The organism is Acidaminococcus timonensis, from assembly GCF_900106585.1.
Lineage (GTDB): Bacteria > Bacillota > Negativicutes > Acidaminococcales > Acidaminococcaceae > Acidaminococcus > Acidaminococcus timonensis.
Map to the genome: position 1 here is coordinate 790,488 of NZ_FNWH01000006.1, position 13,527 is coordinate 804,014.

At 47.6% G+C, this 13,527-nt stretch carries 14 protein-coding genes and 2 pseudogenes; 10 read left to right on the forward strand and 6 right to left on the reverse strand.

Annotated features, from left to right (window positions below; genetic code table 11):
- Window positions 1-40 precede the first annotated feature (40 nt).
- From BQ5462_RS07585 to BQ5462_RS07620, 7 genes and pseudogenes are all read left to right on the forward strand, one after another.
- Window positions 41-1,222 carry an MFS transporter gene (locus BQ5462_RS07585; protein WP_071142749.1) on the forward strand — a complete coding sequence of 394 codons (1,182 nt, stop codon included), beginning with the start codon at window positions 41-43 and terminating at the stop codon, window positions 1,220-1,222.
- A 277-nt stretch (window positions 1,223-1,499) separates the two neighbouring features.
- A complete protein-coding gene (locus BQ5462_RS07590; protein WP_071142750.1) occupies window positions 1,500-2,186 on the forward strand; it encodes a putative quinol monooxygenase in 687 nt (228 codons plus the stop codon).
- A 15-nt stretch (window positions 2,187-2,201) separates the two neighbouring features.
- Window positions 2,202-2,762 (forward strand): alpha/beta hydrolase, encoded by a 561-nt coding sequence (locus BQ5462_RS07595; protein ID WP_071142751.1) that lies wholly within the window; start codon window positions 2,202-2,204, stop codon window positions 2,760-2,762.
- The gene (locus BQ5462_RS07600) at window positions 2,756-2,959 is read left to right on the forward strand and encodes an alpha/beta hydrolase (RefSeq protein ID WP_071142752.1); all 204 of its coding nucleotides are present in this window, start codon (window positions 2,756-2,758) and stop codon (window positions 2,957-2,959) included. Before BQ5462_RS07595 ends, BQ5462_RS07600 begins: the two co-directional genes overlap by 7 nt.
- Before the next feature lie 688 nt (window positions 2,960-3,647).
- Window positions 3,648-4,823, forward strand: a pseudogene (locus tag BQ5462_RS11455) (ISLre2 family transposase).
- 407 nt (window positions 4,824-5,230) lie between these two features.
- Window positions 5,231-6,010, forward strand: a pseudogene (locus BQ5462_RS11790) (IS30 family transposase); the annotation flags it as partial.
- 45 nt (window positions 6,011-6,055) lie between these two features.
- A complete protein-coding gene (locus tag BQ5462_RS07620; RefSeq protein WP_071142755.1) occupies window positions 6,056-8,566 on the forward strand; it encodes an autotransporter outer membrane beta-barrel domain-containing protein in 2,511 nt (836 codons plus the stop codon).
- Window positions 8,567-8,664: 98 nt separating this feature from the next.
- Here BQ5462_RS07620 and BQ5462_RS11715 read toward each other — a convergent pair whose 3' ends face one another.
- From BQ5462_RS11715 to BQ5462_RS07630, 3 genes are read right to left on the reverse strand one after another with little or no spacing between them, the layout of a single operon-like run.
- Window positions 8,665-8,811, reverse strand: a complete 147-nt coding sequence (locus tag BQ5462_RS11715; protein WP_083378158.1) for an IS3 family transposase — start codon at window positions 8,809-8,811, stop codon at window positions 8,665-8,667.
- Window positions 8,812-8,814: 3 nt separating this feature from the next.
- The gene (locus tag BQ5462_RS07625; protein WP_143038036.1) at window positions 8,815-9,603 is read right to left on the reverse strand and encodes an IS3 family transposase; all 789 of its coding nucleotides are present in this window, start codon (window positions 9,601-9,603) and stop codon (window positions 8,815-8,817) included.
- Window positions 9,507-9,827, reverse strand: a complete 321-nt coding sequence (locus BQ5462_RS07630) for a transposase (protein WP_143038037.1) — start codon at window positions 9,825-9,827, stop codon at window positions 9,507-9,509. The genes BQ5462_RS07625 and BQ5462_RS07630 overlap by 97 nt, the downstream gene beginning before the upstream one ends.
- Between BQ5462_RS07630 and BQ5462_RS07635 the strand changes: the two genes are divergently transcribed.
- Window positions 9,817-10,200 carry an N-6 DNA methylase gene (locus BQ5462_RS07635; RefSeq protein WP_205407945.1) on the forward strand — a complete coding sequence of 128 codons (384 nt, stop codon included), beginning with the start codon at window positions 9,817-9,819 and terminating at the stop codon, window positions 10,198-10,200. The two genes, BQ5462_RS07630 and BQ5462_RS07635, sit on opposite strands and share 11 nt — an antisense overlap.
- Window positions 10,201-10,253: 53 nt before the next feature.
- Here BQ5462_RS07635 and istB read toward each other — a convergent pair whose 3' ends face one another.
- The gene (gene istB / locus BQ5462_RS07640; RefSeq protein ID WP_071141678.1) at window positions 10,254-11,009 is read right to left on the reverse strand and encodes an IS21-like element helper ATPase IstB; all 756 of its coding nucleotides are present in this window, start codon (window positions 11,007-11,009) and stop codon (window positions 10,254-10,256) included.
- Window positions 10,991-12,433, reverse strand: coding sequence for an IS21 family transposase (gene istA / locus BQ5462_RS07645; RefSeq protein WP_071141677.1), 1,443 nt, complete (start codon window positions 12,431-12,433; stop codon window positions 10,991-10,993). The genes istB and istA overlap by 19 nt, the downstream gene beginning before the upstream one ends.
- Window positions 12,434-12,528: 95 nt before the next feature.
- Here istA and BQ5462_RS11720 point away from each other — a divergent pair, with 95 nt between their 5' ends.
- Complete coding sequence (locus tag BQ5462_RS11720; RefSeq protein WP_143038038.1) at window positions 12,529-12,741, forward strand: restriction endonuclease subunit S; 213 nt, start codon at window positions 12,529-12,531, stop codon at window positions 12,739-12,741.
- Window positions 12,742-12,749: 8 nt separating this feature from the next.
- On the forward strand, window positions 12,750-12,854 hold the full coding sequence (locus tag BQ5462_RS11725; protein WP_083378159.1) for a restriction endonuclease subunit S: 105 nt from the start codon (window positions 12,750-12,752) through the stop codon (window positions 12,852-12,854).
- A 58-nt stretch (window positions 12,855-12,912) separates the two neighbouring features.
- Here the strand turns inward: BQ5462_RS11725 and BQ5462_RS07650 are convergent, their stop codons facing one another.
- Window positions 12,913-13,323, reverse strand: coding sequence for a peptide deformylase (locus tag BQ5462_RS07650; RefSeq protein WP_071142757.1), 411 nt, complete (start codon window positions 13,321-13,323; stop codon window positions 12,913-12,915).
- Window positions 13,324-13,527: the final 204 nt, after the last annotated feature.

The following is a 13,527-nucleotide window of genomic DNA, read 5'->3' on the forward strand; positions in this document are numbered from 1 at the left end:
GATGGGGAGAGCGGTCTGGTGGCGGAAAGGATAAGATGATATGAAACGACAGCAGCTATTGCTCTTGATCCTGGCATTTGGTGTGTTCAGCATCCTCAATACGGAGATGGGCATCATCGGCATCTTGCCGATGGCGGCGGAGATGTACCAGGTGGATATCGTACAGGCGGGGATGCTCGTCAGTCTGTTCGCACTTGGCGTGGCCATCGCAGGGCCAACGATGCCGCTGCTGTTCTCGCGCTTCAATCGCAAGCACGTGATGCTGCTTGTTCTGGGTGTGTTCACTCTCTGCAATGCATTGGCCGTCGTTGCGAGCGACTTCCAGCTCCTTTTAGTCCTGCGCGTCGTGCCGGCCTTTTTCCACCCGGTCTACTGTGCACTCGCCTTCAGCGTGGCCGCCGCTTCGGTGGCTCCAGAGGATGCGCCGCGGGCTGTGGCGCGCATCAACATGGGCGTCGCGGCCGGCATGGTTGTCGGCGTGCCAATCAGCAATGTCCTGGCAGCGACGTTTGACTTCTCAGTGGCAATGGCCTTCTTTGCAAGCGTGACGGGCCTCATGTTTCTGCTGACAATGGCCTTTGTGCCGGACTTGCCGGTGACGCAGCCAATGCGCTACGGCGCGCAGCTTTCCGTTCTGAAGCGTCCGCCGGTCTGGCTGGCCATCGTGGCGGTTATTTGCCTCAATGGCTCCATCTTCGGCGTCTACAACTACCTCGCTGATTATTTGCAGAAGATCGCGGCACTGCCGGGAGAGCTTATCGCAGCGCTGCTCTTCGTCTATGGTCTCTTGAACATCTTCGGAAGCTATCTGGGGGGCAATCTCCTCGCCAGGTGTCCCAGCACGACCGTACGCCTTTTCCCGCTGTGTACCATCGCGCTCTACTGCCTGCTCTTTGCGGGCGGTGGGAAGTTGCTGCCTCTTCTTGCGGCACTGATTGGGGCCTGGGGCATCCTCGGTGGCATCAATGCGAACATCAATCAGTACCTGCTGGCCTGCGTGGCATCGGATGCGCCGGATTTCAGCAACGGCCTGTTCCTGACAGCGGCCAATCTCGGCTGCATGGCGGGAACCATGATCAGCGGCTTTTTCATACACAGCCTCGGACTGCCCTACGTCGTCTGCGGTGGCCTGCTGCTGGCGGCCGCTGCCCTGCTGCTCACAAAGTTTGTACACTGCCGGGCAGATGAGCAACAGGCGACGGATTGTATTATCGGCTCGTAACAAGTGGCTTTATGGCAGATTACTGTTCGTTTTTGATGCTTCGGCGATGTGCTTCCGGAGCTCTTGGCGGAAGACATTGCTGGATTTTGAAAGCAGGCGGTATTTCTTCCGAGTTCATCTTCCGTCTGATTGACGAGCGCGATGTGCCCAGTTCCATCAAAGATTCCCTTTTCGTCCGTATGCAATAAAAGTACCTGCTTCTATTTTAGGGAGCAGGTACTTTAATGTATGATGCAAGCTAAAATATAAGCATTTCACATTTCTTGGAGGTATATTTATGGCAAATTCCTTTTGCTCAGCCCATTCTATCCGTACCCCGGAGGGGAATATGCCCATGGTGCATTGGGCAGTGGTGGAATCTACGCCGGGAGGTATGACAGCTATGGGACGCATTGCCCAGGAAACGGTTGGACCGCAGTCGGCCCGCGAAGCAGGCACGTATGCGCTGTATGGTGGTGTCGATGCCCAGAATCCAGATGTGATGAGGCTTCTGGAAATCTATGAAAGCTATGAAGCTTATCGCATACACAGCACCAGTGAAGCTTTTCAGGCATATCGGGCAGCCAGACTGCCTGTTTTGAAAAATTTGCGGATATTGGAAGCGAATGGCATCGCCTTGGAGCAAAAAGACAAGGGCGTGGGCAAGGTGGTTTACATGCACCGCTATGAAGTCATCCCGGAAAAGCTGGCCAAGTATCAGAAGCTGACAACCCAGGAGGCTCGCAGGGCTGTAAACGAAGATGACGGTGTTCTGGGGATGTTCGTTACTGCAGAACACGACGCACCAAACGTCATCCATACCATGGAAATCTATCGTGACAGAGAAGCTTTCGAAAAATATCAGGCTTCCGAAGCATGCCAAACATATATGATGGAGGTCATGCCTATGTTCAGCATGACTCACATGGTTGAGAATATGCCTGGCAATATCGTGCTTAGTGATAAGGGAATCCATAATAAGTGATTATGAGGGAGCGGTATGAAAAATAAAATTATCTATGGCATCACCGTAGGCGTCATTGGGGTCATGCTGGCAGGGGCTCAGACTGCCATGTCTGCAGCAGCTTGGATGCTTCCTGAAACTGGCCTGCAGATGGAAAGCCAAGCCAAACAGGCTTATGTTGCAAAGGAAATGGGCAAGTTTTTCCATCCTCAACCGGGAGACGCAAAACCTGCTCCTGTGAAATTCGAGGTGCCGGATGGTTGGATCTACCGTACTTTTACAGTAGATGGCCTGAAGATGGAGCAGGTGCAAAATCCATCTGGCAAGAAGGGCCGGGTTCTGCTGAAATTACATGGCGGCGGCTATGTACAGGGACTCCATGACAGACACCGTCAGATGGGGGTAAATCAGGCAGTGCTTACGGAAGCACAGTCGCTTTACATGGTTCATTATCGTCTTGCACCAGAGTATCCCTTCCCCGCTGCTTTAGAGGATGCCTTTAAAGCATATGAGTATATCCTGAATCAAGGTGTTGAGCCGGAGAACATCAACTTTCCCCATTATATGCCAATCTTACGGGGCTTCCCCCAATGTTGATACAGGCTGGTGGCTATGAACTCCTGCTGGATGACAGTATTGAGCTTATGCGTAAGGCGGCATCCAATGATGTGGATGTAACCTTGACCGTTTATCCCGGTATGTCTCATGAATTCTCTCTGATGATGCCGGAGCTGGATGACAGCGTGGCTTCCTTTAGGGAAATTCGGGACTTTGTCAGCAGGCAGATGCGCTAGTAACAGATTTTTGACATTTTTATTCCAGGCTCACATGGGAAGATTTTTTAGATAATTATTGACAATTTGCTATATTAGGTTAAAAGACAAGAAGGATTCCTTTAGCGTGTGCAATTTACACTTTGCTATACACCAAGGGAGTCCTTCTTTTTATATTTTTACGCATGAAAGGATAATTATGTCTTTTGCGATTACCGATTTGCTTTTGAACACGGGGGTGTTCAAAAGCCCTGCTATCGTTCGATTGTATCAAATACAGACACCTTTGAGAGCAAAGATGCTTGAAATTGATACAATATTGAGAACGGTGTGCATAGTGGAAAAGTCCATATATAGCGGGGGCTTGGCAAACGTCGGCAGAATGCCGGCATTTTTTATGCTCTGAAATGCTGGTAGAATCAGAAGGTATCGTATAAGTTCTTAGCAACACTGTGGATATGCCATTAACGATAGCAATGGCATCCTTAATGGCATAGAAAGATAATTTGTCGTGTCACCTGACTAGTTTTCTATTGTTTAGTACTTAGTGTAAAATAGTTCTCGGTAAGACTTGTCAAAAAGAAAGAAGACCCTGATAATACTGAGAGGTCACCACACCAATCTCATCAAACCGAGGTCTTCTATGGAAATTATTGTAACAGAAATCATCAAAACAATAAAGGATTCCGATACAGTTATTGAACGGGATATGAAATTATTGACCCTGTTTTTCGAATTATTCCGAACGGCCCTAGGGATAGCATTAGAACAGCTCGACCGGGAATTAGCAACGGAATATAAAAAGCAGGGATATATCGTAGAGCGCCAGGATGGACGGACAGTGCAATGCTTGTGCGGTACCATATCGTTTGTCCGCTGGCGGATGAAAAAGCCGGGAAAGAAAGGCATCTATCCACTGGATAAGCAGCTACGATTGAAACCCTACCAACGGTTTTCCGCTTTGCTGATGAAGAAAGTGGCAGAAACGGCTACCAGCTGTGTCTATCGGAAAACAGCCGATATCGTAAACCGATTTACTCTGACGAACCTGAGTCATCAAACGGTGAAGCATATTGTGATGCAATCGGGGACGTTGTGTCAGGAATGGCAGGACATTCAGCGGTAGGAAACTTCCGTAGAAGAAACGGAAGCCCCGGTTGTGTACATCGAAGGAGACGGGCTGGTCTTGCGGGGACAGCATAAGAAGCAGTTGGAAATACACCGGAGACAGGTGTATGAAAGACGGGAAAAAGAAGGGAAACGGACCCGGCTGATTCATGCGTATCACATGGCTTCTACGGAATATGAAAAGACATGGGAACGAGCAGGGTGGTACATGCGTCGGCAGTATGGATTAAGCCATACGATAGTGATCAGCAACGGGGATGGCGGAATGGGATATGGCTATGAGGCCTTTCAGGAACTGGCAGCAGGGTGCAAGTGGCATGAGCACCAGCGGGATGTATATCATGTACACCGCAAGGTGAAAGAACGGCTGCATTTTGCTGCACCGGAGGTACAGGAAGGAATCCGGCAGAGTATCTGGAACCATGATAAAACGAGTCTGGCGCTCTGGCTGGATACAGCTGAATCGGAGGCAGAAGGAACCGATGAATTACAAGACGTGGAACGGTTACGAAAGTATTTAACGCGAAACTGGACGTATATAGAGCCACTGAATCAGCGGCAGATGCCGGAGAAAATCCATCTGATACAGCCCGGAGCATGTGAGGCGGGCCATCGTATATACAGCTATCGCATGAAACATCAGGGACGGTGCTGGAGCCAGGAAGGGGCGGAAGCCATGGTTACAGCTCATCACAGCCATGAAAAACGAAGAATGGGATGCCGTGTATGGCCACAAGCCCATCAGCCAGTGATTTAAGAACATTATGAGGAAAGTGATGAAACGTGTCCCTGTGCATCCTCACAAGGGCGTGCATCAAGGAAGTATAGGAACGTACAGCCTCAGCAAGCAGTCCGTTAGGAAAGCTGGTAAAAGGACTGCAAATGGCACATGTTTTGTAAAATTGGGGAAATAAGACCCCGCTTATTACCTAGGTCTAAAGGAAAGACCGAAAACTTCTTGACACTAACCAAATTGAACCCGGCCTTGACATGCTACATTGAAATAATTAGAATAAGATATATAATATTAACATAAAGTTGTAAACTGCTGGTACTAACATATAGTGATGGGTTTACAATCTAAGTGCAATAGCTCCTAGACAACCAAATTAAAATGACACATAGACTTCTTTGCTATAATGGTGTTTGAAAAGAACTACCTATAACAAAAGGAGAGCCTATGCGCCACTGCACGCTTACATCCAAACCTAAACCTGTATCGTGGAGTACCACTGGTCGCCAGAGGAGATTGTCGGACGGATCCAGTTGGAGCATGGCTGCCGTCTCCTCAGCGTTCCGACGATCTACCGCGCTATCCACGCAGGACTGCTGAACCCGCCAGGAGCTTCAGCGAAGTTCGTACTTCGGAAACTACGGCATCACGGGAAACGGCGTCACAAGAAAGGCAGCGAAGAACATCGTGGCAAGTTCGTCATATCGCACCCTATCGAAGAGCGTCCTGCCAGTGCAGCGAACCGTTCCGTCCGTGGCCACTGGGAAGCGGATACTGTGGTGGGCAAGCAAGGAAAGGCATGCCTCGTCACACTGGTGGACCGGAAGAGCCGGTACTTGCTTGGTGGAAAAGCCATGAGACCGCCGCTGCAGTCAACAAGGTGATGTGTGAAGCGCTCTCTGGGCAGCCGCATCTGTCGGTTACGCCGGACCGACCGAGGAAAGGAATTCTCGAAACATGCTCAGCTCAGAAAGGAGCTGAAGCGTGTGACGTTCTACTTTCCTGCTCCGCACCATTTATGGTAGCGCAGGACCAATGAAAACACCAATGGCCTTTTACGGGAGTTCTTCCCGAAGGGCAAAGGCATCACGGATACGCCAGAGGATTACATCCAACGGAAGTACCATGAGCTGAACCTGCGCCCGAGGAAGTGCCTTGGCTACAAAACACCATATGAGGTCTATTTCTCAAAAGTGTCTCACTTAGCTTGACAATTCGTCGTACATAAAAAAATATAAAAACATGGAGGTATGCATATGAAGAACGGACGGAATTTGCGACGACTTATCTTGTTCAGTTTGGTTGCTGGTTGTACACTGGGAGGATTAGGTAGCGGAGATGTGTATGCTAACGGATATCCCCCTTATGAACAGATTTTGTATATCAACGAAGATAATACGGTAACCCAGAATGACAAAAATCCCAGCCTTACAGTAGATACGAGTGGATTGCTCAAGGATGGAAATTTTACGTATAATACAGGCGACAAGCTTTCAAAAGAAAAACGGGGCCTTATCATCATGAATTCTAAGAAAGACCTGAATTCATATACTGTTCGTGCCACACTTGGAGCCGATTCGTCTAAGACCATGGCTGATTACGTAAAGAGTGATTATCAGACTGTTTTGTTGGAACCGAAATACAATGGTGCTACGATTCGCGATGTGAATCTTCAGGTCGATGGATTGCTAGCCCATAAGTATGGCGGTGGTGTTGGCGTTTATGGCATTTATAGCTCAGGTGCTATGAGTCTTGATAATCTGACGATAAAGTCGGATTTAACAAATGCCATTAAAGACAACGGTATCGTCAATACCAATGCCTATTTCATCAACAAAGGGACCACTAAAATCGGCAATTTATGTATTGATACCAAACTGGATCCCAATAGCACGACGGGAGCCAGCATTGCACATAACGGCTTATATGCTGACCAGGGGGCCGTCATTAATGTCACGGGGAATACCTATATCAACGATTATATCGCCACGGGAACCCATGAAGGCTATGACAATGAGTATGAAATCGATACTAAGGGAAACGTTAATACCATCAGCAAGAACGATGCCGTATCAGCTAAGCACGGTGACGGTTCGACGGTCAATATTAATGCCAACGAAGATGGAACCATCCTGAATCCGGAGAATACCGTCCAAATTTACGGTAACCTTGATGCAAAAAAAGGAACTATCCGCGTCGGCTTTTCTGGTAAAGATTCCTATTGGTATGGTGCCGGTGTCGGCCTGATTAACTATGATGAAGCGACACAAACGTATGGTGATGTCCGCGGTGACAGCTGGCTGCAGGTTACGTTGGCCGATGGTGCCAAGTGGGTTCCCGACATTATGCTGCGCGGAAAAGATGAACAGGGGCTGGATACACGGAGCAATTATCTGAGTGCCATTACCCTCGATAAAGGTGGCATCATTGATACGCATGCCTATAATGTCCATACTGAGGATAAGGATACAGTCAATAATCTGGTCCTGTATAACTTTAAATCCAATGAAGGGACTTTCGTCATGGATGCCAGTGGGGCTAAAGTAAATAATGCTTATCGCAACGTGGGTACCGATTTCTTCACCATTAAAGATGGCTCGGGCCTGGTCTATGTCCAGCCAGCGGATATTTCTGCATTAAAAGGCGTCAGCCCTGATAATCCAGTCCGCTTTGCCGATGCCGCTACGGGCATTACTTTTAAAGCGATTACTAAAACTTCGGATATTTCAGATGGGGCCCTGTTTGATTATACGCCGATCATTGATAAGAATATTGTGTCTGAACGGTTTGGGACTAACGGCAATGACTGGTATTTTGTCGATTATTCTGAAAATCCGACGGATAATATCAAGATTCCTGTAGCCGCTGCCTCTGCCGTACATGGTGATTTGTTATCGCACCGGAACATCGACACATTGAACCAGCGCCTGGGTGAACTGCGGGACTATAGTGACACGGAAGATGGTGTCTGGTTCCGCATGAAATCTGGGGAAACGGAATCGGATAAATATGGTCATTACAACTATCGTTGGAACTTCTATCAATTAGGGTATGACCGGACTGTGGCCGATAATCAGAATGGCAAATGGCATATCGGCGGAGCTTTCCACAGTACGATGGGGGATGTAGACTTCCATCATGGCGATGGTGACATGCGTAGCTACGGTGGCTCCTTGTATGCCGGCTGGGCTGGCAGCAAAGGCCATTATATGGATTATGTCTTGTCCTACAGCCATTATAACAACAAATACAATGTTTACCATGATGGCATGAAAGCGGCAGATGCAGACTATTCGGATCATGCCTGGATGGTTAGTGCCGAATATGGCCGTAAGTTCGACATGGGCGGTAAATGGTTCATCGAGCCGCAATCTCAGCTGGTATATGGCAAATCTGGTGGAAGCGACTATACGTTATCGAATGGTGTTAAAGTACATGATGATGGAGAAGACAGTCTGATTGGCAGACTGGGGTTCCGCCTGGGCAAATCTTTTGCTACTACAGCAAAAGGACAGGAACCCAACCAGATTTACTTAAAATTCAATGCTCTCCATGAATTTTCCGGAGATTGGGACATGGCCCTTTGGGGAACCGATGCCTCCTATTATCAGCATTGTGATGGCGGAGATACGTGGTATACCTTTGGAATTGGTGGTAAAGTTTCCCTGACGGACAATACTGTTTTTTATGGAGACGTTGAAAAGTCTTTTGGTGGGGATGTAACAACAAAATGGCAATTCAATGCAGGACTTCGTTTCTTATGGTAAAGAAGCAATAAAGAAGAGACTGCCCCATCGCATAGGTGATGTGACCCTAAAAAGTTAGACCTTAATAACGAGATGGTTTTTACCGTCTCGTTACTTTTTTATGCTGCCTGCAAGGAAAGCCGGTATTTAACAGAACTTTTCCAGCCCAGTTTTTCCTTGATTCTTTGCTCGTTATAGTATTTGATATATCGTTCGATAGCGCCTTTTAATTCTTTGTAGCTGTAGTAGGTTACTCCGTAATATATTTCCTACTGCAGTAAGCCGAAGAAGTTTTCCATTACAGCGTTATCATGACAGTTGCCTTTTCGAGACATGCTCTGAAAAATTCGTTCGTTTTTTAGTCTTTTGGTATAGGATTTCATTTGGTATGCCCAGCCCTGATCGGAGTGAAATGTTCTTCGATACGGACAATCAGCAGTAATTTCGATTGCTTCGGCTTGAGCTTCCAGTATACTGTTAGCCGAAGGATATTTGGCTATTCCATAGCTGATGATTTCATTATTGAATATGTCCAGGAAAGGATCCAGATAAAGCTTGTGCAGGGTCATGTGTCCCTGTGAATCTGCTTCGTAGTATTTGAATTCTGAAGTGTCGGTCGTAATCTTCTGGTGGGGGATATTCATCTCAAAACGACGATGTATCCTATTCGGAGCAACGGTTCCTACCTTACCCTTATAGGAGCTGTATTTACGGCTCCTCCGGGTAAAAGATGTTACCTGAAGGCTCAGTTTCTGCATGATACGTTGAACTTTCTTCTTGTTTACGCATATCCCCTGTTTTTTTAGCTCACCGGTCATGCGCCGGTATCCATAATCTTTATGCTGACTGCGGATTTCCTGTATTTTGTTCCCTACTTCCTGGTCTGGATTCTCGCGGTCAAACCGTTTCTGCCAGTACATATAGGTTGCTTTGGGCATTTGCGTATAGGAGAGAATATCTTTCAATTTGAATGCTCCTCGGAGACTGGAGATGATTTTCGCAACTCTCTCATTTTTGCTTCGTCCTCTAAACGCAGTCTCCTCGTTTCTTTTAAAAATGCATTCTCTATACGAAGTTTAAGATTTTCATCCTCCAATTCCTGGACATGTTCCACACTGACGTCGACCATCGGTTGATGAACCTGTTTCTCTATTTTTTGGGTTTTTGATTGGCTCAAAGTCTTTTTCCTACCTTTTTTATGTGACCGTAACGCATCCAGCCCCGCAATTTTAAATTCATTGACCCGGCCTGTGGCACCTTTGGGTTCATGATTGCGGCCCACGAATGTGCGGCAGCAGACGGACGATTTCTTCAGCCTGGATCAGGATACGGCCGATTTCGAAGCAGGGGATGCCTTCACCGGCTGCGAGCTGGTCCATGACACCCACCGGCTGGCTCTGATGAACGCCATGCTCCACGATATGAACGGTACCATCACCCTTGGGGACACCCTGTCCAGCCTGGGCGAAAGCTTCAAAGACTACGACCTGGTGCTGACGCCCCCTCCCTTCGGGACGAAGAAGGGAGGGGAGCGGGCCACCCGGGAAGACTTGACCTTCCCCACCAGCAACAAACAGCTGAACTTCTACTCCTACAGTAATTGCAAAAGTGTGAATGTCAACCAAAAAGTGAGCCACTTGCTCACGAATTTTTGAGCCACTCATGCTCATGAAAAAGTGAGCCACCTGCTCACGAATTTTTGAGCCACTTAAGCATTCGTCATCTTCTGTTTGCTGCTGTGCAAACGGTAAGACTGTCCATTCATATTTAAAACACTGGAGTGGTAGGTGAGCCGGTCGACCAATGCGGCAACCAGCGTCTCGCTGGCAAACATCTCCGTCCATTTGGAAAACTCCAGGTTTGTCGTAATCACTGTACTGGCTCTTTCACTCCTTTCGGCAATCACTTTGAACAACATTTCAGATTCTTCCTGGTTGAATCTTGCATAACTTAATTCATCTATGAGCAGCAGGTCTGCTCCGCTCAAAGTTTTTTCCATCTTGCGCAACTGGTAATCATCATGGGCTTCACATAGCTCAGTTGCCAGCGTTGTGGCATTGCAGAAAATGACCTTCCAGCCCAGCAGACAGGCTTTCACTCCAAGGGCTGTCATCAGATGTGTTTTCCCCGTCCCCGGATTACCGATCATCACCAGGTTCTCATGCCTCTTTATGAAATCGCAGCTTGCCAGCTGCTTCACATATTCAGGCCGAACATGTTCCAGCCTTGTGAGATCAAACTCTTCCAGGGTCTTGAGCATGGGAAAGTGCGCTCTCTTCAGCCTGCGTTGCTGCTGTTTTTCCTGACGGGATGCATATTCCCGCTTCATCAACCCGAGCACGAATTCTTCCAGGCTTTGTCCGGGGCGGAATTTTTCCGCTGGTTCACCGACGTCTTTGAAAGTGGGAAGTTTAAGCTGTTTCGCATAGAAACGGAGTGCTTCCTTTACACCTGCGTCCTGCACATAGTGCCTCCTTCCTGTAAAAGCTGGTCATACATTGAAAGATCTGTCTGCTGCACTTTTACCGGGTCGGTAAGGATATGCGCTTTCCTGTCGGAAACCATAAATTGCTCTTTGTGCTCCCAAAAAGCGTTCTCTCCGTCGGCAGCACATAGCCGCAGAATCTCAACCAGCTGTTCGCTGCTGAATGCATTGGTCTCCAGGAACTGTAGCAGGGCAGCACTGAGGTTCTGCCGTACCGGTTTTGCTTCCAGGATGCTGCGCGGCTTGTATTCCAGCAACGGCAGATAATGCGCAAGTTTCAGAATCTGCTGGTTTTGCCCATAGTTTCTGGCGTGTTCAGCAATCAGTTCCCCCTTGGCAAAGATCCGAATCTGTTCAGCATAGGCTCGCACCGTGACCTCCTGTCCCACATATTTCACGGGCACAGAATAATCGTTAGCGACGAATCGGACAACAGAAAAGGGTGTTACTCGGCAGACTGCTGCTCTGCTTGCATCAAAAGGGCTGCCCGGCAGTGGGCAGAGACGTTTCTGGTCTTCCAGGAGCAGATCCTTTACAGGGTTCTCCCGTCCAGGGATTTTATGCGTATTCGCATACACCTTGCATTTATCCAGCAGGAGTCTGTTCAATTCGTCCAGCGCATCTACTCTGGGTACAGGGACAAAGACATTCCGGCGGACCCAGCCTACGAGATTCTCCACCAGTCCTTTTTCATTTCCACTCCGGACATTGCAGAAAACGGTATGGAAGCAATAATGGGCTGCAAATGCTTCATACTTTTCCTGGGCAATGGCTTCTTTGCCACCTTTTTCCTTAACGGCTACCCGGTCATTGTCAAAAATGACCTTAGCAGGGACGCCCCCAAAGAATTCCAGAGCTTTTCTCAATGCTTCAAGTAAAGCTTCCGTATTCTTCCTGCGGAAACAGACCACGAAAGGAGCACAGCTGTAGCAAAGGCGGGCACAAAAGAAATTGACTTTAGTACGCACTCCTTTGAGGTAAACCACAGCTTCACCCCAATCAATCTGCATCGCATCACCTGGAAGGTGAGCCAAAGGGACGAAGGCTTCCTGAAGATTGCCACGTAACAGATGAACGCAGCGCCGGACTGTGCTTGCACCTCCTGTAAATCCAGTTTCTTCTACCAGGCGGTCATAAATCCGCTTGGCTGTGTGGTGCTGCTTCTTATTGGGTTCTTTCGCATCTTCATCCAGACAGCTCTGGATGAATCGAGTCACCTCCTCTGTAATCACTGCAGATGTCCGATGATATTCGCAGCGGATGCCCGGGAGTGCATTTCCTTTGCAATACTTGGCCACAGTATTACGGGAGATATGCATTTCTCTGGCAATCTGGCGGATAGATTTTCCATCGCGAATGTACATCTGGCGAATTTGACCATAATCTTTCATAGTGATGACCATCCTAACATCAATCCCCTTAGAATCAAATTACTGACTCTAGTATAGGGGAACTTGTTTCAGAGTGGCTCACTTTTTCATGAGCATTTAGATCTTAAATGGCTCACTTTTATATTAGCATTCACACAAAAGAAAATGACATATTATTAGTATGTAAAGGATCAGGATATGGAAAGGTCTGTATAGCAGATTTTCAAGAGGCACATATTGCAAGGCAAATTATGGCTTTTCGTCCCAATGCTTTCATAAACAATCGTTTCTTGTACTACTATCTACAAAACATGTATAAGACTCTCCGTAAGTTGTTTTAAATTTAAACATTACTTTACCACCATTAGATGAACAACAAAAGATTGTGCAATTTTTAGACCGATTTGATAGACAGAATGATAAAGTAAATATTTTGACTCAGCCTGACTACTGACCAGTGACTAAAGACTAGTGATGGGGATGTGAAAATCATTTTTTCACATCCCCATTTTTCAAATCAAAATCCCCGCCAGATGGTCCACCTCGTGCTGGATGATCTGGGCCGGGAACCCGGTGAATTTCAGCGTCTGCGGCTTGAAATCCATGTCCTGGAATTCCACTTCGATTTCCCGGTACCGCGTGGTTTTCCGCTCGCCGGAAAGGGACAGACACCCTTCCGACGTTTCGTAGGGGCCTTTCTGTTTGGTGATCTTCGGGTTGAACATCACCATGTCCATCAGCCCCAGGTTCACCACAATGATGCATTTGGCCACCCCGATCATATTGGCTGCCATGCCCACACATTCTTCCCGGTGAGCTTTCAGGGTTTCCAGAAGGTCGATGGCTACTGGTTTATCCAGAGGGGAAGCAGGCAGGGATTTCTGTTGCAGGAAATACTCGTCACGCATGATTTCACGAATCATAGAGAAAGACCTCCGTTACTGATCAAATTTGCTACCATTGTACCATAGTTGTCCTTCCTAAAGGGGAACACAATCAGAAATATGCTATAATATTTATATTCCAGTTTATGAACCGCTGATTCTAGGAGGTATATGAGACGAACACAATGGACAGGACACACACGACGGTTGTCATCGTGCATAACGGTGTGTTTGAGTACACTA

Excerpts from the sequence above, each read along its gene's own strand:
- BQ5462_RS07585 (WP_071142749.1), top strand. The coding sequence starts at position 41 with ATGAAACGACAGCAGCTATTGCTCTTGATCCTGGCATTTGGTGTGTTC.
- BQ5462_RS07590 (WP_071142750.1), top strand. The coding sequence starts at position 1,500 with ATGGCAAATTCCTTTTGCTCAGCCCATTCTATCCGTACCCCGGAGGGG.
- BQ5462_RS07595 (WP_071142751.1), top strand. The coding sequence starts at position 2,202 with ATGAAAAATAAAATTATCTATGGCATCACCGTAGGCGTCATTGGGGTC.
- BQ5462_RS07600 (WP_071142752.1), top strand. The coding sequence starts at position 2,756 with ATGTTGATACAGGCTGGTGGCTATGAACTCCTGCTGGATGACAGTATT.
- BQ5462_RS07620 (WP_071142755.1), top strand. The coding sequence starts at position 6,056 with ATGAAGAACGGACGGAATTTGCGACGACTTATCTTGTTCAGTTTGGTT.
- istA (WP_071141677.1), bottom strand. The coding sequence starts at position 12,433 with ATGGTCATCACTATGAAAGATTATGGTCAAATTCGCCAGATGTACATT.
- BQ5462_RS11720 (WP_143038038.1), top strand. The coding sequence starts at position 12,529 with ATGGCTCACTTTTATATTAGCATTCACACAAAAGAAAATGACATATTA.
- BQ5462_RS07650 (WP_071142757.1), bottom strand. The coding sequence starts at position 13,323 with ATGATTCGTGAAATCATGCGTGACGAGTATTTCCTGCAACAGAAATCC.